22 protein-coding genes are annotated in these 23276 nt (G+C 60.2%); 20 read left to right on the forward strand and 2 right to left on the reverse strand.

Translation table 11 applies throughout. From position 1 onward, the window contains the following. Positions 1-137 precede the first annotated feature (137 nt). From QIW53_RS08245 to cyoE, 11 genes are all read left to right on the forward strand, one after another. Positions 138-1532, forward strand: coding sequence for a PhoH family protein (locus tag QIW53_RS08245; protein ID WP_371049150.1), 1395 nt, complete (start codon positions 138-140; stop codon positions 1530-1532). 255 nt (positions 1533-1787) lie between these two features. Continuing rightward, positions 1788-2261: a cyclic pyranopterin monophosphate synthase MoaC gene (moaC, locus tag QIW53_RS08250; protein ID WP_371049151.1), complete on the forward strand. Its 474-nt coding sequence runs from the start codon at positions 1788-1790 to the stop codon at positions 2259-2261. Next, the gene (gene moaD, locus QIW53_RS08255; protein WP_371049152.1) at positions 2258-2500 is read left to right on the forward strand and encodes a molybdopterin converting factor subunit 1; all 243 of its coding nucleotides are present in this window, start codon (positions 2258-2260) and stop codon (positions 2498-2500) included. Before moaC ends, moaD begins: the two co-directional genes overlap by 4 nt. A gap of 3 nt (positions 2501-2503) precedes the next feature. Continuing rightward, complete coding sequence (moaE, locus tag QIW53_RS08260) at positions 2504-2956, forward strand: molybdopterin synthase catalytic subunit MoaE (RefSeq protein WP_371049153.1); 453 nt, start codon at positions 2504-2506, stop codon at positions 2954-2956. A gap of 266 nt (positions 2957-3222) precedes the next feature. Beyond that, positions 3223-3999, forward strand: a complete 777-nt coding sequence (locus tag QIW53_RS08265; RefSeq protein ID WP_371049154.1) for an ABC transporter substrate-binding protein — start codon at positions 3223-3225, stop codon at positions 3997-3999. A gap of 189 nt (positions 4000-4188) precedes the next feature. Next, entirely contained in the window at positions 4189-4698 is a 510-nt protein-coding gene (locus tag QIW53_RS08270) for a disulfide bond formation protein B (protein ID WP_371049155.1), read from the forward strand. 818 nt (positions 4699-5516) lie between these two features. Then, complete coding sequence (gene cyoA / locus QIW53_RS08275) at positions 5517-6449, forward strand: ubiquinol oxidase subunit II (RefSeq protein ID WP_371049156.1); 933 nt, start codon at positions 5517-5519, stop codon at positions 6447-6449. Positions 6450-6452: 3 nt separating this feature from the next. Then, a complete protein-coding gene (gene cyoB / locus QIW53_RS08280; RefSeq protein ID WP_371049157.1) occupies positions 6453-8483 on the forward strand; it encodes a cytochrome o ubiquinol oxidase subunit I in 2031 nt (676 codons plus the stop codon). A 3-nt stretch (positions 8484-8486) separates the two neighbouring features. Continuing rightward, positions 8487-9113: a cytochrome o ubiquinol oxidase subunit III gene (locus QIW53_RS08285; protein WP_368557153.1), complete on the forward strand. Its 627-nt coding sequence runs from the start codon at positions 8487-8489 to the stop codon at positions 9111-9113. After that, positions 9114-9455 carry a cytochrome o ubiquinol oxidase subunit IV gene (gene cyoD, locus QIW53_RS08290; RefSeq protein WP_371049158.1) on the forward strand — a complete coding sequence of 114 codons (342 nt, stop codon included), beginning with the start codon at positions 9114-9116 and terminating at the stop codon, positions 9453-9455. Positions 9456-9466: 11 nt separating this feature from the next. Further along, positions 9467-10354: a heme o synthase gene (gene cyoE / locus QIW53_RS08295; RefSeq protein ID WP_371049159.1), complete on the forward strand. Its 888-nt coding sequence runs from the start codon at positions 9467-9469 to the stop codon at positions 10352-10354. Between the two features lie 64 nt (positions 10355-10418). On the opposite strand, the gene QIW53_RS08300 is transcribed toward cyoE, so the two are convergent. Together QIW53_RS08300 and QIW53_RS08305 are read right to left on the reverse strand one after the other, a co-directional pair. Further along, positions 10419-13109, reverse strand: a complete 2691-nt coding sequence (locus tag QIW53_RS08300; protein ID WP_371049160.1) for an RHS repeat domain-containing protein — start codon at positions 13107-13109, stop codon at positions 10419-10421. A gap of 121 nt (positions 13110-13230) precedes the next feature. Then, complete coding sequence (locus QIW53_RS08305; protein ID WP_371049161.1) at positions 13231-14649, reverse strand: aminotransferase-like domain-containing protein; 1419 nt, start codon at positions 14647-14649, stop codon at positions 13231-13233. Between the two features lie 148 nt (positions 14650-14797). Between QIW53_RS08305 and QIW53_RS08310 the strand changes: the two genes are divergently transcribed. From QIW53_RS08310 to QIW53_RS08350, 9 genes are all read left to right on the forward strand, one after another. Further along, positions 14798-15898: a hypothetical protein gene (locus QIW53_RS08310; RefSeq protein WP_371049162.1), complete on the forward strand. Its 1101-nt coding sequence runs from the start codon at positions 14798-14800 to the stop codon at positions 15896-15898. Between the two features lie 41 nt (positions 15899-15939). Further along, on the forward strand, positions 15940-17220 hold the full coding sequence (locus tag QIW53_RS08315) for an ATP-grasp domain-containing protein (protein ID WP_371049163.1): 1281 nt from the start codon (positions 15940-15942) through the stop codon (positions 17218-17220). A gap of 48 nt (positions 17221-17268) precedes the next feature. Continuing rightward, entirely contained in the window at positions 17269-17769 is a 501-nt protein-coding gene (locus tag QIW53_RS08320) for a RidA family protein (protein ID WP_371049164.1), read from the forward strand. Between the two features lie 82 nt (positions 17770-17851). Continuing rightward, on the forward strand, positions 17852-18319 hold the full coding sequence (locus QIW53_RS08325) for a cupin domain-containing protein (protein WP_371049165.1): 468 nt from the start codon (positions 17852-17854) through the stop codon (positions 18317-18319). A 220-nt stretch (positions 18320-18539) separates the two neighbouring features. After that, positions 18540-19187 carry a glutathione transferase gene (gene yfcF, locus QIW53_RS08330; protein ID WP_371049166.1) on the forward strand — a complete coding sequence of 216 codons (648 nt, stop codon included), beginning with the start codon at positions 18540-18542 and terminating at the stop codon, positions 19185-19187. Positions 19188-19227: 40 nt separating this feature from the next. Continuing rightward, positions 19228-20568 (forward strand): KamA family radical SAM protein, encoded by a 1341-nt coding sequence (locus QIW53_RS08335; protein ID WP_371049167.1) that lies wholly within the window; start codon positions 19228-19230, stop codon positions 20566-20568. A 23-nt stretch (positions 20569-20591) separates the two neighbouring features. Continuing rightward, positions 20592-21464: a branched-chain amino acid aminotransferase gene (locus tag QIW53_RS08340; RefSeq protein WP_371049168.1), complete on the forward strand. Its 873-nt coding sequence runs from the start codon at positions 20592-20594 to the stop codon at positions 21462-21464. Positions 21465-21485: 21 nt separating this feature from the next. Continuing rightward, positions 21486-22244 (forward strand): TauD/TfdA family dioxygenase, encoded by a 759-nt coding sequence (locus QIW53_RS08345; protein ID WP_371049169.1) that lies wholly within the window; start codon positions 21486-21488, stop codon positions 22242-22244. A gap of 66 nt (positions 22245-22310) precedes the next feature. Continuing rightward, positions 22311-23270, forward strand: a complete 960-nt coding sequence (locus QIW53_RS08350) for a diiron oxygenase (RefSeq protein ID WP_371049170.1) — start codon at positions 22311-22313, stop codon at positions 23268-23270. Positions 23271-23276 lie beyond the last annotated feature (6 nt).

Raw genomic sequence — 23276 nt, forward strand, 5'->3', positions numbered from 1 at the left:
GGCGTCTTCCAAGACACCTTGTGTGCAGCCCACTCGCTCTGGTTTTTGACAGGTAGTGTGGGCGGGTTCGGCAGTCACTTCGAGGCGCAGCACCGCCTGGGTATTGCGTCGAATGGCTCCCACAAAGGTGACCGAGTATGGATGACAACGGACGTAGTTCTTCCTCCAACCAGCCAATCCTTTATGTACTCGATACCAACGTATTGATTCACGACCCAAACGCCCTTCTGAATTTCGAAGAACACCACGTCGCGATCCCGATGACCGTGCTTGAGGAGCTGGACAAGCTCAAGAGCGGGCATCACAGCGTGGCGGCCGAATGTCGCCAGGCGATCCGCCTGATCGACAAGACCCTGGGCGAGGCCAGCCCGGAAGACGTTGAACTGGGGGTGCCGATCCAGCGTGGCAAGAGTGGGCCCAAGGGCTTGCTGTCGATTCTGATGAGCAAGCGCGACGAGCCGAACATCATTCTGCCCGAGCACCTGAACGACAACATCATCATCAACCAGTTGGTCGACCTGCATGCGCGCCAGCCCACGCTGCCTGTCGTGCTGGTCACCAAAGACATCAACATGCGCCTCAAGGCCCGCGCCTGCGGGATCGCGGCCGAGGACTACAGCACCGACCAACTGGTCGACGACGTTTCGTTGCTGCCCAATGGCTATCACGACATGACAGGCTCGTTCTGGGACCGCGTGAGCAAGGTCGAGACCCGTCAGGATCATGGACGCACCTGGCATCAGGTGCAGTTGATCGACAACCTGCCGGCCGTGCACATCAACGAATTCATCATCGACGAACAAGGCTTCGTCGGCTGGATCAAGGAGATCGAGGAAGACCGGCTGCTGATTCTCGACCTGCATCAGGAACCCCTGTTGCACCAGGAAGCCTGGGGCCTGAAACCGCGTGACATCTATCAGAGCCTGGCCCTCTACGCCTTGCTCGACCCGGACATCCACCTGGTCAACCTGTCCGGCGCCGCCGGCTCCGGTAAAACCATCCTGGCGCTGGCGGCGGCGATCGAGCAGACCATGGTCAGCAAGCGCTATCGCCGCATCATCGCCACCCGCAGCGTGCAGGGCCTGGACCAGGAGATCGGTTTCCTGCCCGGCACCGAAGCCGAAAAAATGGAGCCGTGGCTGGGCGCCATCACCGACAACCTCGAAGCCTTGCACATGGATGACGAAAACACCCATGGCAGCGTCGACTACATCCTCAGCAAAGTGCCCCTGCAGTTCAAATCCCTGAACTACATCCGCGGTCGCAGCTTCCAGCAGAGCCTGATCCTGATCGACGAATGCCAGAACCTCACGCCGCACCAGATGAAAACCATCATCACCCGTGCCGGCGCCGGCTCCAAAGTGGTGTGCCTGGGCAACCTGGCGCAAATCGACACCCCGTACCTGTCCGCGACCAGCTCCGGGCTGACCTACCTGACCGAACGCTTCAAGGACTTCCCGAACGGCGTCCACATCACCCTGCAAGGGGTGCCTCGTTCGATTCTGGCCGAATACGCCGAATCGCATCTGTAACCGCTCACACAAAGCCGGGCGATCGCAAAGTCGCCCGGTTTTTTTATGCCCCAAACAAATCCCCTGTGGGAGCGGGCTTGCTCGCGAAAGCGGTGCGTCAGGCAATAGCGATGTCGTTTGACACGCGGTCGCCCGGTTTTTTTGTGCTTGATCCAGATCAAGGTGTCCGTACGCCGCTGTGCCGATCCTGTAATCAAGTGTGCCGATATCTGACCGGCAGGTTTACAATCGGAGCTCCTGATCAGGAGTAAACCCGTGCTGACTCATCTCGATTCCCAAGGTCGCGCCCACATGGTCGACGTCACCGACAAATCCGTCACGTTCCGCGAGGCGACGGCGCAGGCGGTGGTGCGCATGCTCCCGCAAACCCTGCAGATGATTGTCGACGGTGAGCATCCCAAAGGGGATGTGTTCGCCGTGGCCCGCATCGCTGGCATCCAGGCGGCGAAGAAAACCAGCGATCTGATTCCACTGTGCCATCCGTTGATGCTCACCGGGGTCAAGGTCGAGCTCAGTGCCGAAGGCGCAGACAGTGTGCGCATCGTCGCCCGCTGCAAGCTGTCGGGGCAGACCGGCGTTGAAATGGAAGCACTGACGGCGGCCAGCGTCGCGGCGCTGACGATCTATGACATGTGCAAGGCCGTGGATCGCGGCATGACCATCGAAAGCGTGCGCCTGCTGGAGAAACTCGGCGGCAAGAGCGGCCATTTCCAGGCGGACCAATCATGAAAGTCACTGTGAAGTTTTTTGCCCGTTACCGGGAAGCGCTGGGCGTTGATTCGCTGAAGGTCGAAGGCAGCTTTGCCACGGTCGACGACGTGCGTGCCTTGCTGGCCCAGCGTGAGGGCGCCGAGGTGCTCGGTGAACAGAACCTGATGTGCGCCCGCAATGAAGACCTGTGCCAACTCGATGAACCCGTGAGCGACGGCGACGAAGTGGCCTTCTTTCCGACCGTGACCGGAGGCTGAGGCATGGCCATTCGTGTGCAGTCCACGGCGTTCGATCCGGGTGCTGAAGTCAACGCCATGCACGACGCGAACGTGGGTGTCGGTGCGGTGGTCAGTTTTGTCGGCTACGTGCGCGACTTCAATGACGGGCGCGAAGTCGCCGGGATGTTTCTCGAGCACTATCCGGGCATGACTGAAAAGGCCCTCGGCAAGATCGCCGCCGAGGCGGGCGAGCGCTGGCCGTTGCTCAAGCTCGAAGTGCTGCATCGCATCGGCGCCCTTGAACCGGGCGAGCCGATCGTCTTCGTCGGCGCCGCCAGCGCCCACCGCCAGGCCGCGTTCGACGCCTGCAACTTCGTCATGGACTACCTCAAGACCCGCGCACCGTTCTGGAAAAAGGAAACCACCCGCGACGGCCCCCGCTGGGTGGAAGGACGCGACAGCGATCATTCGGCGGCGGATCGCTGGAAGCAGTAGTTTCTGCAGCGCCCTTAATCCTTCATCGCGAGCAGGCTCGCTCCCACAGGAAACCGCAATTCCCTGTGGGAGCGAGCCTGCTCGCGATAGCCATCACTCCGATTTCGCATTCTGCCGCCCGACCATCGGCCAGCCCATTCCCGCCTTCGACCAATTGACGCAATGTACATTAAAGTCCAGTATGGATTTATTAGTACAAAAAAGCTGTACGCGTTTCGCTTTTCTTCTGTCTTGCCAAACCAACAACAACCCGCGAGAGAACGAACATGAAGAAATTCCCCCTCATCACCGGTCTGGCCTTGAGCCTGTTGGCGTGCAGTTCACTGTTCGCCGCCGAGAAAACCCTGCGCATCGGCATCGAAGCGGCCTACCCGCCGTTTGCCTCGAAAACCGACAAGGGCGAGATCGTCGGTTTCGACTACGACATCGGCAACGCGCTATGCGCGCAGATGCAGGTCAAGTGCGTGTGGGTCGAAGGCGAGTTCGACGGCCTGATTCCTTCCCTCAAGGTGAAGAAAATCGACATGGCGCTGTCGTCCATGACCATCAACGAAGACCGCAAGAAGTCGGTGGACTTCACGCACAAGTACTACTTCACCTCCTCGCGGCTGGTGATGAAGGAAGGCGCGGTCGTCGATGACCAGTACGCCAGCCTCAAGGGCAAGACGGTCGGCGTGCAACGGGCCACCACCACCGACCGTTACGCCACCGAGGTGTTCGAACCCAAGGGCATTACCGTCAAGCGTTACGGCAACAACGAAGAAATCTACATGGACCTGGCGGCCGGTCGTCTCGACGCCATCTTTGCCGACACCATCCCGCTCAACGACTTCCTGTCGATGCCGCGCGGCAAGGGCTATGCCTTCGTCGGTCCTGAGCTCAAGGACCCGAAATACGTGGGCGAGGGTGCCGGCATCGCGGTGCGCAAGGGCAACAGCGAGCTGGTCAGCCAGTTGAACACGGCCATCGACGGCATTCGCTCCAGTGGCGAGTACCAGAAGATTTCGGACAAGTATTTCAAGTCGGATATCTACGGCGACTGATCGACGTCCATCCCGGTGCAATCCTTTTTCCTTGTGGTAGCCGGAGAAGGGGCGGGGAGGAACCTCGGGTTAATGCTTCCTTAACAGACTTGTCGTTTATTCCCGACATCCATTGCACGCGCCCCGGGCTCTCCAAGGCCCGGGGCAGCGTGTAGACTGGCGGTCATCGATATCTGGAAGGGAAACGCAATGAGCGAGGAAACGATGCGGTTGGGCCGTGAGCGGCGCTACCTGGTGTTGCTGGGCATCATCTGCCTGGCGCTGATCGGCGGCGCGCTGTACATGCAAATCGTACTGGGCGAGGCGCCGTGCCCGCTGTGCATCCTGCAACGCTATGCCTTGCTGCTGATCGCGATCTTCGCCTTCATCGGCGCGGCGATGCGTACCCGTCGCAGCATCACGGTGTTTGAAACCCTGGTGGTGATCTGTGCGCTGGCGGGCGTCGCGGTGGCGGGGCATCACGTCTATACGCAGTTCTATCCGGCGGTCAGCTGTGGCGTCGATGTGCTGCAGCCCATAGTCGACGACCTGCCGCTGGCGAAAATCTTCCCGCTGGGCTTTCAGGTCGACGGTTTCTGCTCGACGCCGTATCCGCCCGTCCTTGGCCTGTCGCTGGCGCAATGGGCGCTGGTGGCCTTCGTGCTGGTGGTGGTGCTGGTGCCGCTGCTGACTTCGCGCAATCGCAAGGCGCTGCGCTGACCGCACGCGTCGCGCTCCTTCGAAACGCCCCGGCCCTCATCGAGGTCACCGGGGCGTTTTGCATTTCAAGGGGTTCGCAGGAAGTCCTTGATGAACGTCAAGAATGGGGGGTGCGCATGTGCGACACGTTGTCACAGCGCCGCTGTCGCAGGGCAATCGCCAGTGCCGAATTCAGCCCTCTGCGCGCAAGAAAAAAGCGCCTCGGTTGCGCGGTTCGGTTTGTGTGCTACGGCCCCGAAGCAGGCAGTTTTAACAGGGTGTGGCAGATGGCCAGAACCCCCGGCACATGGGGGTTTAAACAGGGTGGGCTAAGGGTGTCGGGCCCTGGATGCTGTCTGAACTGGGCACGATAGACCTACTATTTTTGGTGTTTTTGTTGAGAATCAATTTCGATAATATGGCGCACTTTTGCAAAAAAGTTCACGAATTGTTGTCGGTACGGATATAAATTATTTCGGGATGAGACATGGTTAATGAATCGCTACCTATCTACAATCGCCCGCACTGAATCCCCGGCACTGCTCAAGCTGACTCTGGTCCTTGGGCTGTAACAGGACGTCGCGAGCCCCATGGCTTGATGCATGTCCTCTGGTGTCGGTGCCTTCCAACTTCCGCACCAAATGGAATTGGTCTGTAACAAGGCCTTTGACCACGAATTCGAATAAGAACTCACCGCTAGCTCAGGATTTGTCGAACCGCGTCTGACGCGCGACGGGCCAGCCCTTATTCAATCCAAGAAAAATGCCAACCCTTGGCAGGGTGAAGTGTTGGCGATCAAAACCCAACTGCATGGCGCAAGCTGCTTTAGAGGTCGTGAGATGATTAAAAACAGGTACCCCAGATTACTAGGCCTCGTGCCGCTGCTCGGCACGTTGTTGCTGGGAGGCTGCAACATGACCCTGCTCAATCCAACGGGCCAGGTTGGTCTGGAGCAGCGAAACCTGATCATCACCGCGACCCTGCTAATGCTGTTGGTCGTGATCCCGGTCATCGTCATGACCTTCCTGTTCGCCTGGAAATACCGCGCGTCCAACACCAACGCGACCTACACGCCGAAGTGGAACCACTCCACCAAGATCGAGATCGCGGTGTGGACCGTGCCGATCCTGATCATCATTGCCCTGGGTTACATCACCTACAAGTCGACCCACGAGCTGGACCCTTATCGTCCGCTGGATTCCGACGTCAAGCCGGTGACCATCGAAGTGGTCGCGCTGGACTGGAAGTGGCTGTTCATCTACCCGGAACAAGGCATCGCGACCGTCAACAAGATCGTGTTCCCGGCCAACACCCCGATCAACTTCAAGGTGACTTCCGACGCGGTGATGAACTCGTTCTTCATCCCGGGCCTGGGTGGCCAGATCTACGCGATGGCGGGCATGCAGACCAAGCTGCACCTGATCGCCAACCGCAACGCTGAAATGGAAGGCATCTCTGCCAACTACAGCGGCGCTGGCTTCACCGGCATGAAATTCAAGGCAATTTCCACTACCCAGGAAGAGTTCGACGCCTGGGTCAGCGAAGTCAAAAAGGCACCTAAACAGCTTGAACAAGCTGAATACGCAGCCCTGTCCAAACCCAGCCAGAACAACCCGGTCGAGCTCTACTCCTCGGTGACTCCGAACCTGTTCCAGATCATCGTCGACAAGTACGAAGGCATGAAACCAGGTCCGAAACTGAACCACGAGAAGAAAGAGAAAGAAGTGGCCGCTACGGACAACTCGCATTCAGCTGCCGGGGCAGAGGAGTAAACGATGTTTGGTAAATTAAGTTGGGAAGCGGTCCCGTTCCACGAGCCGATCGTGATGGTGACCATCGCCATGATCGCGCTGGGTGGTCTGGCGCTGTTCGCTGCAATCACCTACTTCAAGAAGTGGACCTACCTGTGGACCGAATGGTTGACCTCGGTAGACCACAAGAAAATCGGCGTGATGTACATCATCGTCGCCATGGTCATGCTGCTGCGCGGTTTTGCCGACGCCATCATGATGCGTACCCAACTGGCCATGGCCACCGAGGGTTCGCCTGGCTACCTGCCACCTGAACACTATGACCAGATCTTCACCGCTCACGGTGTGATCATGATCATCTTCATGGCGATGCCATTCTTCACCGGCCTGATGAACCTTGCAGTGCCGCTGCAGATCGGCGCGCGTGACGTTGCCTACCCGTTCCTGAACTCCCTGAGCTTCTGGCTGCTGGTTTCCGGCGTGGTGCTGATCAACCTGTCCCTGGGTGTTGGCGAATTCGCCAAGACCGGCTGGGTGGCCTATCCACCGCTGTCGGGCCTGCAATACAGCCCGGGCGTGGGGATGGATTACTACATCTGGGCGCTCCAGCTATCAGGGCTCGGGACGACGCTGACGGGGGTCAACTTCCTGGCCACCGTGCTGAAAATGCGTACCCCTGGCATGAAACTGATGGACATGCCGATCTTCACCTGGACCTGCACCTGGGCCAACGTCCTGATCGTGGCTTCGTTCCCGATCCTGACCGCTACCCTGGCACTGCTGACGCTTGACCGTTACATGGATTTCCACATTTTCACCAATGAACTTGGTGGCAATCCGATGATGTACGTCAACCTGTTCTGGGCATGGGGTCACCCTGAGGTCTACATCCTGATCCTGCCGGCATTCGGCATTTTCTCCGAAGTGATCTCGACCTTCACCGGCAAGAAACTGTTCGGCCACCACTCGATGATCTACGCTTCGGGCGCGATCTCGATCCTGGGCTTCATGGTCTGGCTGCACCACTTCTTCACCATGGGTTCGGGCGCCAGCGTCAACGCCTTCTTCGGTCTGGCGACGATGCTGATTTCCATCCCGACGGGTGTGAAGCTGTTCAACTGGCTGTTCACCATCTACCAGGGCCGTCTGCGCTTCACCAGCCAGGTGATGTGGACCCTGGGCTTCATGGTGACCTTCGCCATCGGCGGCATGACCGGCGTACTGCTGGCCATCCCGGGTGCCGACTTCGTTCTGCACAACAGCCTGTTCGTGATCGCGCACTTCCACAACGTGATCATCGGCGGCGCGGTGTTCGGCTACATCGCCGGTTTCGCCTTCTACTTCCCGAAAGCGTTCGGCTTCAAGCTGCACGAAGGCTGGGGTAAAGCAGCGTTCTGGTTCTGGATCACCGGCTTCTTCGTCGCATTCATGCCGCTGTACGTCCTGGGCTTCATGGGCATGACCCGTCGCCTGAACGCCACCACCAACCCTGAGTGGGTGCCGTACCTGTACGTCGCCATGTTCGGTGCGGTGATGATCGCTGTCGGTATCGCCTGCCAGCTGATCCAGCTCTACGTGAGTGTGCGTGACCGCAACAAGCCAGAGAACATGTGCGAACACGGTGACCCGTGGAATGCCCATACCCTGGAATGGTCGACTTCGTCGCCACCACCGTTCTACAACTTCGCCGTGCTGCCAAAAGCCGATGTGGTCGATCCGTTCACCGAAGCCAAGGAAAACGGTACCGCGTACCAGGCTCCGGCCAAGTACCAACCGATCCACATGCCCAACAACACCGCGACCGGTGTGGTGATGGGCGCTCTGCTGACCGTGTTCGGTTTCGCGATGATCTGGCACATCTGGTGGTTGGCGATCGCCAGCCTCGCCGGCACGGTGATCTATTTCGCGATCCACGCGGCCCGTGATGATCAAGGCTATATGGTGCCGGTCGACGTGATCGAGCGCATCGAAGCCGAGCAGCACAAGCGTCTGGTAGCGGCAGGGAAGATCCCGGCCACCGCCACCCGTGTTGAAACCTCGTTGGAACAGGCTTAAACCATGTCGAACTTAGTGACCAATGCTGGACACACCCATGTCGATGAACATGGGCACGATGACCATCACCACGACTCGGGCGAGATGACCGTATTCGGTTTCTGGCTCTACCTGATGACCGACTGCATTCTGTTTGCGTCGATCTTCGCGGTGTACGCGGTACTGGTTAACAACGTAGCCGGTGGCCCGTCGGGCCACGACATCTTCGAACTGCCTTACGTACTGGGCGAAACCGCTCTGCTGCTGTTCAGTTCGATCACCTACGGCTTCGCCATGCTGGCGTTCTTCCGTGGCAACAAGAAGCAGGTGCTGGGCTGGTTGGGCATGACCTTCCTGTTCGGCCTGGGCTTCATCGGCATGGAGATCAACGAGTTCCACCTGCTGATCTCCGAGGGCTACGGCCCTAGCCGTTCCGGCTTCCTGTCCGGGTTCTTCACCCTGGTCGGCACCCACGGTCTGCACGTGACCAGCGGTCTGATCTGGATGGCGATCATGATGTACCAGGTGCAGAAGAATGGCCTGACGGCGACCAACAAGACCCGTCTGAGCTGCCTGAGCCTGTTCTGGCACTTCCTGGACGTTGTGTGGATCTGCGTATTCACCGTTGTTTACCTGATGGGGACTATGTAAATGGCTAACCCAGCTCATTCCCACAATGGCCACGACGAAGCCGGTCACGGCAGCGTCAAGTCCTACGCCATTGGCTTCATCCTGTCGGTGATCCTGACCCTGATTCCATTCGGTCTGGTGATGTACCCGACATTGCCCAAGTCGATCACCTTGATGATCGTCCTGGCATTCGCAGTGATCCAGGTGGTGGTACACCTGGTGTACTTCCTGCACCTGGACCGTTCGCAGGCGCAGCGTAACAACGTGATTGCGTTTGTCTTCGCCGCGATCGTGATCGTCCTGCTGGTTGGCCTGTCGCTGTGGATCATGTTCAGCATCCACACGTTCATGATGGCGAAGTGAGGTAAGTCCGCATGTCCTTGAAGCACTTTATCCAAATCACCAAACCGGGGATCATTTTCGGTAACGTGCTTTCAGTGGCAGGCGGATTTTTCCTGGCCTCGAAGGGGCATGTCGATCTGGCCGTTTTCCTGGCCGCGATGATCGGCACGTCCCTGGTGGTGGCTTCCGGTTGCGTGTTCAACAACTGCATCGACCGCGACATCGACCTCAAGATGGAACGCACCAAAAACCGGGCGCTGGTCCAGGGCTTGATCTCCCTGAAACTGGCGCTGGTCTATGCGACCGTCCTGGGTGTCGCCGGCGTTGCGCTGCTGTACACCGTGGCCAACCCGTTGGCGGCGCTGTTCGCCGTGATCGGCTTCATCATCTACGTCGGCTTCTACAGCCTGTACCTCAAGCGCAAGTCGGTTCACGGCACGCTGGTGGGCAGCCTGTCGGGGGCGATGCCGCCGGTGATCGGCTACGTCGCGGTGAGCAACACCTTCGACATGGCCGCGCTGACCCTGCTGGTGATGTTCAGCCTGTGGCAGATGCCGCATTCCTACGCCATCGCGATCTTCCGCTTCAACGATTACCTGGCCGCCTCGATTCCGGTGCTGCCAGTGAAGCGCGGGATTGAAGTGGCCAAGAAGCACATCCTGCTCTACATCCTGGCCTTCCTCGTGGCGACCTTGATGCTGACCTTCAGCGGCTACGCCGGCATGAGCTACCTCGCCGTCGCCGCCGCCATGGGCATGTACTGGCTGTACATGGCCTGGACCGGTTACAAGGCAGTGGATGACACGGTCTGGGCACGCAAGCTGTTCGTGTTCTCGATCTTCACCATTACCGCGTTGAGCGTGATGATGTCCCTGGACTTCAAAGTGCCGACCGAGCTGTTGCTGACGTACGCGCATTAAGCGTCGGTAACGGTAACGAAAAACCCCGCCTTCGAGAGAAGCGCGGGGTTTTTTGTGGGTGATGCTATCTCAGTGCGGGTCGGGCTGAATCACGGCGCAAGGCGTTTCTCACCATTCGCCATGCACTGTGAGCAAAGCGCGATACCGGGTTGCGACTCAGGCGACGAATGTCTCGCTCGGTTTCTTGGGTCAAGGTTTCAACTGACTTGCGCCGATTCGGTTCGACGGTGATTGCAATGGCATTCACATACACCTTTCTTTCGCTGTCCCGGCTTGTAACGATTTCGATGCCCGTAGCACACATTCCCAACGCCGCGATGATGTGCCGGGTCGAGGTACCATTGTTCTTGCTGGCCAGAAAGCGCTGGAGCAATCCTTCCTGGCCGCCCTCCAACAAGGAGTCGATGTACTCATCCTTGACGTCCCATCGCACGATGACGTTTGGCAATACGCCGAAGAAATTATTCTCCGTGGCGACCTTTCGATACTGCTCGAACGTGACCGTCGTGGCGTTGATCGACGTGCCGGGGGCTCGGTAGTTTTCCATCATTCGCCAACGACCCGGCAGAAACTCGTTCTCGAAGCGATACATGCCGCTTTGGTTTTTATAGGAAGACAAAATGGTGAATCTTCCTTCGTGCCGGTGAGTGAACTCTGCGTCTACGGCTTTCTGCAGCTGCGTGGCGTCTGCAACGCTCACATCCCGTCGTCTGAAGGGCCGTGAGTCGGGCGGGTAGCCCGGCGCATTTGCGCCCGGAAAATCATCCAGGTACTCGACGAAATCATCAGGGTTCCTGCCATCGTCGTCCCGAAACCGCAGCGGGTTGTTCCTGGCCATTCTGAATAGATTGAGGCCGTCGATATCCCCTCCCGGATCGGGATTGATCCAGCGGGCCAGCCAGGGCGCGTAATAGCGCAAGCCATAATAGTAAAGGCCCGACGCATCAAGCTCTCTGCCGGAGAAACGGATGGTTTTGCTGTCGGCATGGGACTGGCTTTTCGCCGCCCACCATGCGCTGCCGCCAAAGGGGTAATAGGCCTCATGGGTGATCACTTCGCCGTGATCGTCGAGCTCCAGCGTGCAACTGCCCAGTTGATCATCAACGCTGTAGCGTAAATGCGCCTCGGGCGATGCATGTCGACCTTTGCTGCGCCAGTTCAAGCGTCGTACTCGACTGCGGCCCGCGTCGACGGTCATGACGTGGAGTTCCTCGCCCGTTGCGGTGTTGCGACGAATCTCCAGCCCCGGCAGATACAGAACCTGGGTTACATGTTCGGCAGTCTTTGCCTGCTTGACCCTCACTTTGCGGGCACGTTGACCATCGCCATGGTACACATAAAGTTCATCATCGTTGTTTGCATCCCTGCGCACGATCTGGGTTACGCGTTGCAGCTGATTACGCGCATTCCAATGCATCGTCTGTGCTCCATCGAGCCACAGCATGTTGCCATTGGAGTCGAAACCTTTTTCCAGATCCGGGGGATTCGTCGCGTCGGCGATGTACAGGCTGCGATTGCTGTGTAACGCCACCTTCATCGTTCGCACGGGTGCGTCCCCGTGTTTGAGGGTGCACAAGTTGCCCGCATCGTCATAGGTGTAGTGCTGTGTGTAGTTGCGCAATCGGCTCGGGTCGCCCGCACCTGGTACGACCAGTTCCGGCAAACCTGGGTGTATGCCGGCCAGCACGCTTTCGCGACCTGTTGCCTGGACCAATTGGTTCAGGGTGTCGTATTGATAGGTATTGATCGGGTCGATTTGCTGCGCGTCAAACCATTGGGTTGGCTGCGCCCGATCTTCGAGAGTCAAAACATTGCCCACGGGATCCTGTACGAGGTAGAGGTCCTGCAGTACCTGATCGGTGCGAGCCGTATGCAAATGCAGCAGGCGGCCATTGTCGGCCGCGTAAGTCGCTTGCGTGAAAACGCGGTTGCCAGCTTTCTGGGATTCGATTTGACCTGAAGGGTTGTAGGCGATGTCACTGGCGATGACTTGCAGGGCTGCGTCCTTTGCGACCAGGCTGACGTGCGCCATTTGCCCCGCGAGGTTGTACCCTATGCGCTGCTCATTGCCCCCTGGGTCCGTTTGGCTGACGAGTGCGCCCGTCGAATCGTGACGTCTGCGTGTCAGAAACCGTTCCGGCTCCAGCAGCCTGTCGCGTTCTTCGAGCGAAGCGGGCCAGTCAGGAGGGGTCAGTTGCTGGAGGAACTGTTGAGCTTGTGCCGCCACGTGCCCCGTCAAAGCGTAATCGACGATTGCCAGGGTACCGGCTGGATCATCGTGGCGCGCCAGTTGGCCGCAAAGATTGTGTGTGTCGGTCGGGAGACCGTAGTCAAGGCGTTCCACGCACTTCGGCGCCTCGCCAGCCATCTGCTCCAGGACGGTCAGCGGACGTAACCGGGTATCGTAAGTCTTCAGCGTGTAGGTCCCCCGGCCGTCCCACTGCGCCAATGCCTGACCGCTCGTACCGAAAAGATCGATGCGCCAGCCAGCATCGACACTGTCGAGGCCAAGTACCAGACCGCCAAGGCTGAGAGTCTTGCGCTGATTGGCCACGCCGAATTCGCCGTCCTGGTCCCACAGGCGCGCATCCCACTGTGCGCGCATTCGTCCTGCGCAGTCATAGCACTGTCGCTCTGTGCGCGTGCGGGTTGGCTCGTTGCTCATCACCCGATGATAAGTCACGGTCGCCACCGCCAGGCGGCGGGGGTCGGTGACGGTCAGCTTTGGCGTATGCCGATGAATGCTCGAGGACATTTGGAAACTTCCTCCACACGTGGAGAAGTGAGTGTAGCCGCCGCTTGCACGCTATGCGCTCAGGTGACTTCAATCCTACTCCTTCCTTCCTCGGGCATGACCGCTCCCCAGGTCTCGGCGGCTACGTGTCTTGCGTGTCCAGCAACCGAAAAAACCGCTCCCGCACCTGGAAGTTGTCACTGTGCGCCACGTTGAAGCGCAGGAACTGGCTGGCATCCGGGGCTTTGCTGAGCAGGGTGCCGGGGGCCAGGATCAGGTCGATGCCCATGCCGGCGCGTGCCAGTGTTTCGGCGTGCAAACCTTCGGGCAGGCGCGTCCAGATGTACAAACCTTCATGGGGCAGGGATGACACCGCGCAGCCAGCCTCGATCAGCCAGCCGGAGACCCGGCTGCTCGATTCGTAGAGACGGTCCACCGTGCGCCGGATGTGCTTGGCGTAGCTGCCGTCGCTGAGGATGGTGCAGACGATCTGTTCCGCCAGTTCCGAGGTCATGCCGCCGCTGGCCATTTTCAGAGTGACCATGCGTGCCGCCAGGGGCGGTGAGAGCACCGCGTAGCTGACGCGGCTGTTGGCGGTCAGGGTCTTGGAGAAGCCGGAGATGTAAGTGACGTTGTCCAGCCCGCCTGCGGCCAGGCGCGGGGTCATGCGTTGTTGCAGGTCGCCATACAGGTCGTCCTCGACGATGTGGAAGCCATAGCGATGGCTCAACTCCAGCAGGCGGTACACCTGCGCCGGGGAGAACGAGTGCCCGGTCGGGTTGTGCAGCACATTGTTGGTCATGTAGAGCACGGGGCGCTGGGCGCTCACCAATTGCTCCAGGGCCTCCATGTCCATGCCGTCGGCACCGCGTGGGATGGTGATGACCCGGGCGCCGTGCAGCGCCAGGTTGGTGTGCATCGTGACGTAGCAGGGGTCGTCGAGCAGCACCGTGTCGCCGGGTTTGACCAGCAGCCGCATCAGCATGTCGATGGCCTGCACGGTGTTGGCCGTGGTGACGATCTGATCCACGGGCACATCGATGCCGATCGCCGTCAACTTGACCCGAAGCGCCTCGCGCAGCGGCAGGTAGCCGGCGGCAACGCCGTATTCGCCCATCTGCAACGACGCCGCGCGCAGGGTGCCGCGCACGGCCTTGAGCAGCTCTTCGGCCGGCAGCCACGAAGAAGGCAGGAAACCGGCGCCGGGGCGCAGCGCACCGGTGTCTTGCAGCACGGCGCGCCGCACGACGCTCAGTGTGTCCTGGGGTTGCAGGTCCGGTCCGGCCTCGGGTTTGATCGCGAGGGTGGAGCGATGCACGTAATGCCCCGACCCCTGGCGTGAAACCACCAGGCCCTTGGCCCGCAAGCGATCCAGGGCATCCACCACCGTGGACTTGCCGACGTTCATCAATTCGGAGAGTTCGCGTATCGGTGGCAAGCGCGAGCCGTGGGGCAGCCCGCCCTGGCTGATGGCGACCGTCAATTGCTCGACGATCTGCTGGACCAGCGGCACCCCCGGCTGGAACTCGAAGGCGGCGATCACGGCGCGCTGAACCTGCATTTTACTGGTCCTTTTAGCAGTAAAGTTCGTTGGATTCTAAACGAACTTGCTCTGATGAAAACAAACGGCTCTCTCTACCATCGCCTTACAGACTACCCAGATTGCGCGCGTTCGTCGCCTGCGCAATCGCTGGTTTCAGAGGTGTTGCATGAGTGTTCAAACGACGGCCGCCGTCGCCAAACCGGTGATCAACATTCGCCTGTTCATGATCCGGATCATCACGGCGGTGTCGCTGTTCGCGGTGCTGGGCAAGGCCAACGTCTGGCTCGATACGGCGACCAACAGCATCCTGGCCCTCGGCTATCGGGCCTTGCTGTTGCTGCTGCCGTTGACCTTGCTGGTGCTGGGCCGCCGCTCCCTGAGCGTGACCCTGACCTGCGCGGCCGCCGGTCTGGTGCTGCTGGCCGTGACGAGCAACCAGGGCGTGGTGATGTTCGCGGCCGCGCTGTTCGCCTATGGCATCGCGATTGCCGGTTACCTGATCAAGAGCGAAGCGGCGCAGACCAAGGAAGGGGCGGCGTACAACCGCGTCGCCATGAACATGGGCAGCCTGCTGGCGGGCCTGATCCTGCTGTCGCCACTGTTGACCCCCAGCCTGTTTTTCATCGGCGCGGCGGCCTTCGTCCTGCTGTGCCTGCCGATCGCTGCGGGTGCGACCTTCACCACCCAGCCGGTGGTGGCAAGCGCGGCCACCCATGATGGCAGTGGCTGGCGCAACAAGCTGCCGTGGGTGATCGCCGGCGTCATCATGGGCATCAAGCTGTTTGGCGTGTTCTCGATCCTGCCCCAGGCGATCCTGCTGGAAACCGGTGAGCTGCCTGCCTGGTATGGCCTGATGCTGATCCTCAACAGCGCCGTGGTGGTGTTCGCCCAGGTGCCGATGATGAAGCTGATCGAACGCACCGGGCGTTTCAAGGTGCTGGCGGTGATCGGCATCATCGCCGGCGGCTTCGCGGTGCTCTCCTCGCCAGCGGCGTTTCACGTGCAGACCCTGGTCGGCGCACTGATCTGGGTGGCCTTGCTGTCGCTCGCCGAGTGCGCGTTCAGCTACCTCGACTACTTCTCGGTCAAGCAGAACAACATGTTCGTCAAGGAAGTCTCCCTGGGCATCGGCGCCGGGCTGACGGTGCTCGTCATGCGGGTGGTGCCGGCGCCGTACAACGCCCTGGTGCTGGCGGTCATCGGCGCACTGGGCATCCTGGCGTGGTACTGGCTGAGCCGCAAGCACGCCGCGTCCCTGCAGGACTGATTGATCGCATCTGGTTTTTTACTCCACAGGTCGGAGGCTTCATGAGTACGACGTCATGCGTAGTGGTGGTCGGTTACAACGGCAACCGGGTGCAGGATATCCGCAAGCTGCGCGACCTCTGCAAGACGCTCTATAACGCCCGGCTGATTCTGGTGGTCGAGCAGATCCAGGCACAGGACGATCAGGTGGCGGACCACGTCTGCACCGCCTCGATGGCTGCGCAGGACCTTGCCGACTCCGTCGATCTGGTCGCCGGTTGTCTCAGCGTCGATCGCTGGAAGCTGATCGGCGTGCTGCCTTTTTCCGATCGGGGTGTATTGCTCGGGGCCGCTCTGGCCACGCATTTCGGCTTGCCGGGCATCACCCCGGGCGAAGCGCACGCGGGCCTGGATAAACAGATTTTTCGCGCACTCGAAGCGGCGGCGGGCAGCGCTCCGGCGGATTACCGTCCGGTGTTTTCCGCTCGCATCGACAGCCTTGGCGAACTCCGTCAGCGAGTGGTGGAACTGGGTGGCAGAGCCTTCATCAAGCCCGCCTGCGAAGGCGCCAGCCGGGGTTGCCGGGTCATCCATCATCCGTCCGGATGTGAAGAAGCCTGGCAAGCCCTCAAACCCTACCGTGAGGGCGGCATCATTGTTGAAGAGTTGATTCAGAACGCCCGTGAATACAGCTGGGATTACGTGGCGGGCAGCACCTGGGTCACCGAAAAAACCACCACCGAAGGCGCCTACCGCGCCGAGATCCAGCAAGTCGTGCCGGCCCCCCTGACGGCTGACGTGCAGGCGCGTCTGGCCGCTGCGGGCCGGCACATGGCCGGCTTGGCCTCGACCGCAAACGGCGCCTACCACAACGAAGTCTTCCTGCGCAGTGACGGCCTGACATCGGCGGTCGAAACCAACATGCGGCCTGGCGGCATGCACATCTGGGACCTTGCGCGCCTGGCCTTCGTCGATTTCGATCCCTGGGAGCGCTGGGTCAGGTGGGCGGTGGAAGGCCGGGTCGAACACCAGGATCCCGTCGCCCGTGGCTATTGCGGCATTCGCCTGCTGCGCTCGCCCGCAGGCGGCCTGTTGCGCGCCGTGCCGGACATCGCAGCACTGGCGCGGGAGCTGAACATCGAACTGGTCGAAGCGGTGTACACCAAGCGCCTCAGTGATTCCGTCACGGCGCTGGTGAAGGACAACACCTCGTTCATTGGCCACATCGTGCTGTTCAACGAGCACTACGCCGCACTCAGCGACGACCTGCTGCGCCTGGCCGAGGCCATCGAGTCGCGCGTCGAGGTCACCGCGCTCGCCACACCGGCAAGAGCCGTGGGTTGAACCTGCGAGAACAGAATTTCAAGCATTTTGGGTCAAGAGGATCGGGTAATGATTGTGCAGAAAAAGATGTCTTGTGATGAACGCTTCATTGCCCTGGCAAAAGAGCTCGACTACGACATCTACGGCGAAAACACCGCCGGCGGGCATTACGCGCCGCTGGTGCGTCACCACGATGAGCTTTACGTCAGCGGCCTGGTACCGCGTATGGGCGGCAGGATCCAGTACCCCGGCAGAGTGGGGCTGGAACTGAGCCTGGCGGACGCCCAGGCGGCCGCCAGTATCAGCGCCATGCGCGGCCTGGCCCTGATCGTCGATGCCATCGGCTCGCTGGACAAGATCAAGTCGCTGATTCGTATCACGGTCTATGTGAAGTCCACGGCGGATTTTGTGGATCTCAGTGAAGTGGCCAACGGTGCGTCGGATGTGTTCAGTCATGTTTTGGGTGACGCCGGCAAACATACTCGCACCACGGTGGGGGTTTATCAGCTACCGAAAAATGCCGCCGTGGAAGTTGACATGATCGTGGCGCTCAGGCCTTCGGTTTTATAAGTATTAGTTGTATGGCTTTACACAGGTCGCTTGTTCGCCTAGGGTCTTGTTACTTGAGTCGATAATAGATCGGTGTGTGCACATGAATAATATTAGAGGCGAGTTTTTTTCCTATAAGGACTTCCGCCAAAGCCTGAATCATCCACCGGCCAGCGCCAAAGTGTGGAAGGACGGTGAACTGGCGGATCTGCGCCACAGCCTTGCAACCAGTGAGGTCGACATCGTCGCGCTGGCTCATGACCACAGCGTCGAAGGCTGCAAGTTGACGCCAGGGATGGCGGTGTCCATGCAGTGGCTCAAACCCGGGACGACGCTCAACGGCCATGCCCATTCATGGTGGCACCTGTTCATCATCCAGTCCGGCTGCGGTGCGCTGACCCTGGGCGATACCGATGAAGTCAGCGTCAGCCCCGGCGATGTGCTGCTGGTCCCCGCCTGGACCCGCCACGGGTTCGTCAACACCAGCGCCACCGAACCGCTGGTCATGCTCAACATGAGCAACATGCCGCAGATCGCTCAACTCTCCAGTTCGGCAGACGCCATGGTCTGACGCCTCCCGTTAAATGTTGCCCCGCTGCCTGCCAGGGAGTCCGCATTCGCCGACTCCCTTTTTGTTTTTTGCCGCCTCGGTTTGCCTTTACCGCCACCGGTCGGGATGAAAGCCTGTATCCGTTGAAACAGATAATTTCTGTATCTGTTCAGCGTTTGATCATCTAAATACGATCGCCTCCATGCAACGGATTATTATGGTTAGTGCAAGGGAGCGTTCTATGGAAAGTGCAAGGCTTGAATTATATGTAGGGGCGGATTTTGTCAGCGCCTTTGCAATGTCGGCATTTGTAGCATTGAAGGAAAAGAAACTTCCATTCGAACTTGTAACGCTGGATTTAAAAGCGCGCGAGAATTACCAGAGCACTTATCGTGATCTCTCGTTGACCTGCAAGATCCCCACGCTGATTCACCAGGGGTTTGCCCTGTCGGAATCTTCCGCCATCGCCGAATACCTGGAAGACATCACCCCGGGCCACCCCAAACTGTTCCCTGCCAACACTCGACAACGTGCCCGCGCCCGGCAACTCCAGGCCTGGTTGCGCAGCGATCTGCTGGTGATTCGCAAGGAACGCCCCGCAGACCTCATCTACTTCGGCACACAACACCCTGCGCTGTCCGACGACGCCCGTGCGGCCGTCGGCAGGCTGTTTTTTGTCGTCGAGCATTTGCTGGAGCAGGGCGCCGAGCACCTGTTCGGGGAATGGAGCATCGCCGACACCGACCTGGCCATCATGCTCAACCGTCTGGTGGCCAACGGTGACCCGGTCCCCGAGCGGCTGGTGACCTACGTCCATCGGCAATGGGATCGCGACAGCGTTCGGGCGTGGATGGATCTGGAGCGCACGGCGCCGGCCATTGCCCCTTGAACCCGTTGGACTTCGTGAGGCAAGCACCAGGAGCGCTGTCATGCAAGGATCGTTGGAGCAGGAACGCTACAAAGCCTACAACTCACGCACCATTCGCGACACGCCGTACTGGCAGAAGCTGACACCCGCCTTGCAGGAGGCCATGGACATCGTGGCGCGGGTCATGCCGTTTCGCACCAATGAATATGTGCTGGGCACCCTGATCGACTGGGACAACATTCCCGACGATCCGATCTTTCGCCTGACCTTCCCGCACAAGGACATGCTGCTGCCGGACGAATACGCGTCGCTCAAGCAGTTGATCGCGGGCGATGATGCCGACGCCATCAAGCGTCGGATCGAGGCGATATGGCTGCGCATGAATCCTCATCCGGCCGGGCAACTGACGCACAACGCCGCGACCCTTGACGGAAAAGTCCTGCCGGGCCTTCAGCACAAGTACCGCGAGACCGTGCTGTTTTTCCCCGGTGCCGGTCAGACGTGTCACGCCTACTGCACCTTCTGTTTTCGCTGGGCGCAGTTCATCGGCGAGGAAGAGCTCAAGTTCAATGCGCGTGAGTCCCAGGAGCTGGTGAGTTACCTGCGGGTGCACACCGAGGTCACCGATGTGCTGATCACCGGGGGCGATCCGATGATCATGAATACCCGGTCGCTGGCTGGGTACATCGAGCCGCTGCTGGCGCTGCCGCATCTGAAGAGCATCCGTATCGGCACCAAGTCGGTGGCGTACTGGCCGCAACGGTTCGTCAGCGACAAGGATGCGCCGGCATTGCTCGAGTTGTTCCAGCGGATAGTCGCGGCCGGTAAACACCTGTCGGTCATGGGCCACTACAACCACCCGGTGGAGATCCGCCAGGACATCGCCCGCCAGGCCATCGAGCGCATTCGCTCGACCGGGGCGACGTTGCGCATGCAGGCGCCGGTGATCCGCCACATCAACGAGAACCCTGCCGACTGGGCCGAGCTGTGGACCGAAGGCGTGCGGCTCGGGGCGGTGCCTTATTACCTGTTTGTCGAACGCGACACCGGGCCCAGTCACTACTTCGCCATGCCGCTGGCGCGGGCGTTCGAGATTTTCCAGGCGGCCTATCGAACGGTCTCCGGGCTGGCCCGCACCGTGCGCGGGCCGTCCATGAGCACTTTCTACGGGAAGGTGTTGATCAACGGCATCGAAGTGGTGGCCGGCGAAAAAGTCTTCGTCCTGCAGTTCCTCCAGGCCCGTGATCCGCAATGGGTGTTGCGCACCTTCTATGCGCGCTTCGACCCACAGGCGACCTGGTTCGACCAGTTGCAGCCGGCTTTTGGCGAGGCGAGGTTCTTCTTTCAGCCACCGCCCGCAACTGCGCCTGAATTGATACCGGTCCTGCTCGAAACGGCGTAGGACGATTCATCTGGAGACAAGACATGAGCGGTATTCCGTTTGATCAGCGAGAAGGTTTTATCTGGCTCGATGGCGAATTCGTCGAGTGGTCCCAGGCGCGGCTGCACGTACTCAGCCATGGGCTGCACTACGCCAGTACCGTGTATGAAGGGGAGCGGGTCTATAACGGCAAGATCTTCAAGTTGCGCGCACACAGCGAGCGGTTGTATCGCTCGGCGCAGCTGATGGACTTCGCCATTCCGTATGAGCTGGCCGAACTGGAATCGGCCAGCCATGAGCTGCTGCAGCGCAACCGCGTGGTCGACGGTTACCTGCGCCCCGTGGCGTGGCGCGGCAGCGAGATGATCTCCACCTCGGCGCGGTTCAACCGTGTGCATGTGGCGATCGCCTGCTGGCAATGGCCGAGCTATTTCGACCCGGCGGCGCGCATGGCCGGCATTCGCCTGAAGACTGCCGGGTGGCGGCGTCCACCACCCGACACCAGCCCTTTCGAAGCCAAGGCTTCCGGGCATTACCAGATCGCCACGCTGAGCAAGCACGATGCCGAGAACCAGGGCTACCACGACGCGCTGATGCTCGACTGGCGGGGCCATGTCGCCGAAGCCACCAGTGCCAACGTGTTCTTCGTCAAAGGGGGCACGCTGCACACTCCACGGCCCGATTGCTTTCTCGATGGCATCACCCGCCAGACCGTCATCGAGCTGGCCAGGGGCCTGGACTACCCGGTCGTGCAGCGCACGATTCTGCCGACGGAACTTGGCGATTTCGACGAGTGTTTCCTGACCGGGACCGCCGCTGAAATCACCCCCGTACAGAGCATCGACGAGCACCGCTATCGACCGGGCGATGCCTGCCGCGACTTCATTGCGGCCTACACCTCAACCGTTAACGCCTGATAAACCACCAGGAACACCACCATGTCAGATCAAGGGATTGTTGCGTCTACACCTTATGTTTCACTGGGCCATCGCCACGAAGAACTGGCGTCCCGTGGCTGGACGGTGCTTACCGCCGCCGAATTTGCCTACGATGTCGTGGGCACGTTGCAGGCGTTCGGCCGGATTCTTCCGCAATTCAACGGGCAAACCGCCTTCGCCATCACCCGCAAGCCCGGGTATGAAGATTTGCCTTATTCCCAGAGCATGAACGGCATCGGCCCGCACACCGAAGCGCCGGTCTATGGACCGCCGCCGCGTTATCTGGCGCTGCATTGCCATCAGCAGGCAACCTGCGGTGGCGGGCACACCGGGCTGGTGGACGGCCTTGAATTCCTGGCGTTCCTGGAACGCACCGAGCCGCAGTTGCGTGAATGGCTCGACGAAACCCCCGTGGACTTCGTCGCCACTGCCAAACCGGGTGAAGCGGCGCAGACGCGGGTCAAGGAATACATCCTCACGCCGACGGAGGGCGGGGATATTTTCCGCTTCAGCTACAACCAGTTTCACTACGGCGATGTGAACCCGTCCAAGGAGGACCTGCAGCAATCGCAAGTGACCAACAGCACCTCGCCATTGGCCCGCTTCGCCACGTTGGGCGAAGCCTATTTCGTCGAACACAACACCCCGGTGCTGATTCCCGATGGCTGCCTGCTGATCTGGGACAACTGGCGCATGATCCACGCCCGCAGCCGCTACTCGGACCCCGGACGACACCTGACCCGTTACTGGCTGGCCTGATTCATCCGTCGCTTATTTTTCCTTTGGCGTACCCCACGTGGGTACGCGTCCTACAGGTATCGCGTCATGCAAACAGCAATCGAGATCGCCAAGGTCGATCACCAACTGGTGGTTCGTCTCAATCAGGCCTGGACCAAACGCGCCACGGTGTGCTCGCCGGACAGGGCTCAGGTCAACGAAGTGTTCGACCCGGCGCGCCCGGATTATCCGGCGTGCATGGTGCCTTTTTTTCATCACCCGAAGTTCCAGGCCCTGAGCGACGAGCTCAAGAGCAACGTCGTGACCTGGGGCTGGATCGGCTACAACCTGCGCACGGTCACCGCTGAAGAGCACGTGGTCAACCCGGCCCTCAGCGTCATCGCCAATCAGTACCTGGGCAAGAACGACTGGCATTTTCGCGAGGCGATGCAACAGACCTTGATCGACGAGCACTACCACACGCTCATGCACCTGCGCGCCATCGAACGGACCCGCGAGGACCGTGCGCTCGATCAGGACCTGGACCTGCCGCCGTCCGTGACCTACCTGCGTCTTGCAGCCTTGCGTGAAACCCTGCCCGAGCAATGGCAGCGCGACCTGGCGGCGATCACCTTTGCAGTGGTGGCCGAAATCAGCGTCAACGCTTACCTGGACCTGTTGGCCGACGACCAGACGATTCAACCGCAAAACCGTCGGGTGGCTGAGCTGCACAACCGCGACGAATATGCCCACAGCAAGGTGCTGGCCGAGGTGGCGAAGGTCATGTACGCCAACATGCAGCCGAACCAAAGGGCGTTTTTCACACAAACCCTGTCGGTGGCGCTGAGCGCTTTTGTGGCCCAGGACTACTCGATGTGGGAAGCGATTCTGACCCAGCTCGGCGTCGAGGAGGCGGCGTTGATCATTGCTGACACCCGCGAAAGCAACAAAAACGCCACGATCATGCGTGACTACAGTGGCTTGCAGCGGCTGGCGGAAGAGCTGGGCATCACGGACGACATCGATTTCGACTTTCAGCCTACCGTCAAATCCACGGCTGCGGCCTGATCAGGA

Origin of the sequence: Pseudomonas fluorescens, from assembly GCF_041354075.1 — a bacterium.
GTDB classification, from domain to species: domain Bacteria; phylum Pseudomonadota; class Gammaproteobacteria; order Pseudomonadales; family Pseudomonadaceae; genus Aquipseudomonas; species Aquipseudomonas fluorescens_CE.

Coding starts and splice junctions, on each gene's coding strand:
- QIW53_RS08305 (WP_371049161.1), bottom strand. CDS start 14,649: ATGCAGGTTCAGCGCGCCGTGATCGCCGCCTTCGAGTTCCAGCCGGGG.
- QIW53_RS08350 (WP_371049170.1), top strand. CDS start 22,311: ATGCAAACAGCAATCGAGATCGCCAAGGTCGATCACCAACTGGTGGTT.
- QIW53_RS08340 (WP_371049168.1), top strand. CDS start 20,592: ATGAGCGGTATTCCGTTTGATCAGCGAGAAGGTTTTATCTGGCTCGAT.
- cyoE (WP_371049159.1), top strand. CDS start 9,467: ATGTCCTTGAAGCACTTTATCCAAATCACCAAACCGGGGATCATTTTC.
- moaE (WP_371049153.1), top strand. CDS start 2,504: ATGGCCATTCGTGTGCAGTCCACGGCGTTCGATCCGGGTGCTGAAGTC.
- QIW53_RS08335 (WP_371049167.1), top strand. CDS start 19,228: ATGCAAGGATCGTTGGAGCAGGAACGCTACAAAGCCTACAACTCACGC.
- QIW53_RS08265 (WP_371049154.1), top strand. CDS start 3,223: ATGAAGAAATTCCCCCTCATCACCGGTCTGGCCTTGAGCCTGTTGGCG.
- QIW53_RS08270 (WP_371049155.1), top strand. CDS start 4,189: ATGAGCGAGGAAACGATGCGGTTGGGCCGTGAGCGGCGCTACCTGGTG.
- yfcF (WP_371049166.1), top strand. CDS start 18,540: ATGGAAAGTGCAAGGCTTGAATTATATGTAGGGGCGGATTTTGTCAGC.
- moaD (WP_371049152.1), top strand. CDS start 2,258: ATGAAAGTCACTGTGAAGTTTTTTGCCCGTTACCGGGAAGCGCTGGGC.
- cyoB (WP_371049157.1), top strand. CDS start 6,453: ATGTTTGGTAAATTAAGTTGGGAAGCGGTCCCGTTCCACGAGCCGATC.
- QIW53_RS08285 (WP_368557153.1), top strand. CDS start 8,487: ATGTCGAACTTAGTGACCAATGCTGGACACACCCATGTCGATGAACAT.
- QIW53_RS08315 (WP_371049163.1), top strand. CDS start 15,940: ATGAGTACGACGTCATGCGTAGTGGTGGTCGGTTACAACGGCAACCGG.
- QIW53_RS08245 (WP_371049150.1), top strand. CDS start 138: ATGGATGACAACGGACGTAGTTCTTCCTCCAACCAGCCAATCCTTTAT.
- QIW53_RS08325 (WP_371049165.1), top strand. CDS start 17,852: ATGAATAATATTAGAGGCGAGTTTTTTTCCTATAAGGACTTCCGCCAA.
- cyoA (WP_371049156.1), top strand. CDS start 5,517: ATGATTAAAAACAGGTACCCCAGATTACTAGGCCTCGTGCCGCTGCTC.
- QIW53_RS08300 (WP_371049160.1), bottom strand. CDS start 13,109: ATGTCCTCGAGCATTCATCGGCATACGCCAAAGCTGACCGTCACCGAC.
- cyoD (WP_371049158.1), top strand. CDS start 9,114: ATGGCTAACCCAGCTCATTCCCACAATGGCCACGACGAAGCCGGTCAC.
- QIW53_RS08310 (WP_371049162.1), top strand. CDS start 14,798: ATGAGTGTTCAAACGACGGCCGCCGTCGCCAAACCGGTGATCAACATT.
- QIW53_RS08345 (WP_371049169.1), top strand. CDS start 21,486: ATGTCAGATCAAGGGATTGTTGCGTCTACACCTTATGTTTCACTGGGC.
- QIW53_RS08320 (WP_371049164.1), top strand. CDS start 17,269: ATGATTGTGCAGAAAAAGATGTCTTGTGATGAACGCTTCATTGCCCTG.